Origin of the sequence: Demequina mangrovi, assembly GCF_000759715.1 — a bacterium.
GTDB lineage: Bacteria > Actinomycetota > Actinomycetes > Actinomycetales > Demequinaceae > Demequina > Demequina mangrovi.
Genome location: NZ_BBLU01000026.1, coordinates 1 through 3,493, shown reverse-complemented (window position 1 = coordinate 3,493; position 3,493 = coordinate 1). Strand labels below are relative to the sequence as shown.

General features: G+C 70.4%; 2 protein-coding genes and 1 pseudogene. 2 read left to right on the top strand and 1 reads right to left on the bottom strand.

The annotated features are described in order from the left end of the window. The first annotated feature begins 67 nt into the window (after positions 1–67). Positions 68–463 carry a YccF domain-containing protein gene (locus TR42_RS13865; protein ID WP_042216951.1) on the top strand — a complete coding sequence of 132 codons (396 nt, stop codon included), beginning with the start codon at positions 68–70 and terminating at the stop codon, positions 461–463. On the opposite strand, the gene TR42_RS13860 is transcribed toward TR42_RS13865, so the two are convergent. Continuing rightward, complete coding sequence (locus tag TR42_RS13860; protein ID WP_042216949.1) at positions 460–3,150, bottom strand: DEAD/DEAH box helicase; 2,691 nt, start codon at positions 3,148–3,150, stop codon at positions 460–462. The genes TR42_RS13865 and TR42_RS13860 overlap by 4 nt on opposite strands. A gap of 142 nt (positions 3,151–3,292) precedes the next feature. Between TR42_RS13860 and TR42_RS15105 the strand changes: the two are divergent. Continuing rightward, positions 3,293–3,493 (top strand): annotated as a pseudogene (locus TR42_RS15105) (primosomal protein); the annotation flags it as partial.

The following is a 3,493-nucleotide window of genomic DNA, read 5'->3' as shown; positions in this document are numbered from 1 at the left end:
TAATCGGCTGCGCTATCGAGGTCTGCACTCTTATCGCCTGGCAGCGCGCTCGGACGTAGGCTGAGGTATGCGCACCCTGCTCAACATCATCTGGTTCTTCTTCGCCGGCATCGGCCTCTGGTTCTCGTACATCCTCGTCGGTGCGCTGGCGTGCCTCACCATCATCGGCATCCCCGCGGGCATCGCGTGCTTCCGCATCGGCAACTTCGCGGTCTGGCCGTTCGGACGCGAGGTCGTCGCGGACCCGAACGCGGGCGGATGGTCGCTGCTGGGCAACATCCTCTGGATCCCGTTCGGGCTCATCCTGTCGATCGCGCACGTGGTGACGGCCTTCACCCTCGCGATCACCATCATCGGCATCCCGCTCGCCTGGGCGAACCTCAAGCTCATCCCGGTGTCGATGATGCCGATGGGTAAGATCATCGTCGACTCGCGTCACGGACGCGCCTCCGCGATCTCCTAGGAGTCGCCCACCGCGAGCAGCTCGAGCACCACACCGCCCGCCTCGTCGCTCGCGTCGAGGTCGACGGCGGCGACGATGGCCCAGTCGTGGTCACCTGCGGGGTCGTCGATGACCTGCCGCACGATCCACGTCCCGGCCGGCGCCGCATCGTGCCCCGCCGCCGCGAGGGCGGCGCGCCCGCGCCCGTCCTCGCCGCTCGTCCCCGCCTCGACGATGGTGAGCAGCGCGGCCGCGCGGGCGTTCGGGCCGATGCCCACCGCATCGTCCCCATGGAGGTCGAACAGGGGATCGAGGGCGTCCTCCCAGGCGGCGGCGTTCCAGCCCGCCGCGCCGTCGAGGGCGCCCAGGGCCTGGTAGTCCTCGCGCGCCGCGAGCTCGACGCGGCGGAACATGGCGTTGCGCACCAGCCGACGGAGCACGCGCGGGTTGCCGCTGAGCGGGCGCGCGGGACCGCGGACGGTGCCGGTGGTGTCCGGCGCGGCGGGATCCGCGTCGTCGAGGAGCGCATCCGGGTTCGCGAGGCGCTCCCACTCGTCGAGCAGCGACGAGTCGGTCGAGCGCACGACCTCTCCCAACCAGTCGGTGATCTCGGCGACCTCGTCGGTGCGGTGATCCTCCGGCACGGTCTGGCGCATCGCCCGATACGCCTCTGCGAGATAGCGCAGCGCGATGCCCTCGGTGCGCTCGAGGCCGTAGACGGAGACGAGCTCGCCGAACGTCATCGCCTTCTCCAGCATGTCGCGGACCACCGACTTGGGCGAGAGTTCCGCGCCCATGATCCACGGGTTGGAGGTGCGGTACATCGCGAAGGCGGGCTCGAGGAGCTCTGCGAGCGGCCGCGGCCAGGTGACCTCCTCGAGCGCGTCGAGCCGCTCCTCGTACTCGAGCCCCTCGGCCTTCATCGCGGCCACGGCCTCGCCGCGGGCCTTGAACTGCTGCGCCACGAGCAGCTGGCGCGGGTCGGACAGGGTCGCCTCGATCACCGAGACCACGTCGAGCGCGTGATCCGGCGACTCGACGTTGAGCAGGTCCATCGCGGCGAGCGCGAAGGGGGACAGCGGCTGGTTGAGCGCGAAGTTGCGAGGGACGTCGACCGTGAGCCGGACCGACGGGCGCGCTCCGCGCGGGTGCGACGGGTCGGGGATGCGGACCCGTTCGACCACCCCGGCCTTGCGCAGCGACGAGTAGATGCGGAGGGCCTGCCTGGCGTGCGCGGACCGCTGCGCCGGCGTCTCGTGGACCGCGGCGAGCAGGTCGCGCATCGCGACCACCGGGTCCTGCGGTTCCCGGCCGCTCCGCGCATCGTCCCTGCCCCGGGCGAGGATGTTGAGGACCATCGCGTGGGTGACGGCGAAGCTCGACGTGAGCGGCTCGGGGTCGGCGTCCCTCAGCCGCTCGAAGGTGGCATCGGTCCAGTTGACGTGCCCCTGGGGCGCCTTCTTGCGCACGATCTTGCGCTGCTTCTTCGGATCGTCCCCGGCCTTGAGCAGCGCCTTGCGGTTCTCGATCACGTGGTCCGGGGCCATCACGAGACAGACGCCCTCGGTGTCGTAGCCGGCGCGGCCCGCACGGCCCGCGATCTGGTGGAACTCGCGCGCGGTGAGGTGGCGCATGCGCTCGCCGTCGTACTTGACGAGCGAGGTGAGCAGGACCGTGCGGATGGGGACGTTGATGCCGACGCCGAGGGTGTCGGTGCCGCAGACCACCTTGAGCAGGCCCTGCTGGGTGAGACGTTCGACGATGCGCCGGTACTTGGGCAGCATGCCCGCGTGATGCACGCCGACGCCCGCGCGCAGGAAGCGGCTCAGCGTCTTGCCGAAGCCCGTGCCGAAGCGGACGCCGTCGAGGGCCGCGGCGATCGCGTCGCGCTCGGACCTGGTCGCGACGTTCATGCTCAGCAGCGACTGCGCGCGCTCGACGGCGTCCTTCTGCGTGAAGTGGACGATGTACACGGGCGCCCCGCCCGTCTGCACGACGCGCTCGACCACCTCGGCGAGCGGATCCATCATGTACTCGAAGGTGAGCGGCACGGGACGCTCGGCCGTCGAGACCTCCGCGACGGACCTCTCGGTACGGCGCTCGAGGTCCTCGACCAGCCAGGCGGTGTCGCCCAGGGTCGCCGACATCAGCAGGAACTGCGTGCGAGGCAGCTCGAGCAGCGGCACCTGCCAGGCCCAGCCGCGCTGCGGGTCGGAGTAGAAGTGGAACTCGTCCATCACCACGAGCGAGGCGTCGGTCGCGTCGCCGTCGCGGAGCGCGAGGTTCGCGAGGATCTCCGCGGTGCAGCAGATGATGGGGGCGTCGGGGTTGACCGCGCTGTCGCCCGTCATCATGCCGACGTTCTCGGAGCCGAACATCTCGATGAGCGCGAAGAACTTCTCCGAGACGAGCGCCTTGAGCGGCGCGGTGTAGAAGGTGCGACCGCCTGTGCCGGCACGATGCGCCGCGAGGGCGGCGAAGTGCGCGCCGGCGGCGACGAGGGACTTCCCCGATCCGGTCGGGGTCGCGAGGATCACGTGCGAGCCCGAGACGAGCTCGATCAACGCCTCGTCCTGGTGGGGGTACAATGGTAGGTCGCGGTCCGCTGCCCATGAAGCGAAGGCCTCGTAGAGCGCGTCAGGATCGGGAACAGCGTCGGGCGCCGTCTCCGGAAGGCGGGCGAGCAGGGACGTATCGGTGGCACTCATCGCCGCCATTGTCCCGTGTCTCGCCACCTCGGGATGCCGCGACCACGCACAGCTGAGACTTATTCGGGACGTACTCACCCGGTTCTTCGCGCCGAGGCGCGCAAGAATGGCGGGAGCGTCCGCACAACTGGACAGGAGCATCATGAACGACAGGGACGAGCGCGACGAGCGCCGCGCGAGCTACGACTCGCGCCCCGGCATCAACCCCCGCAAGAGCTCGGGTGGTGACCGTCCCCGTCGCGAGGGCGACCGCCCTCGTCGTGATGGTGACCGTCCTCGCCGCGACGGCGACCGCCCGCAGCGGTCGTACGACAACGACCGTCCTCGCCGCGACGGCGACCGT

Excerpts from the sequence above, each read along its gene's own strand:
- TR42_RS13865 (WP_042216951.1), top strand. The coding sequence starts at position 68 with ATGCGCACCCTGCTCAACATCATCTGGTTCTTCTTCGCCGGCATCGGC.
- TR42_RS13860 (WP_042216949.1), bottom strand. The coding sequence starts at position 3,150 with ATGAGTGCCACCGATACGTCCCTGCTCGCCCGCCTTCCGGAGACGGCG.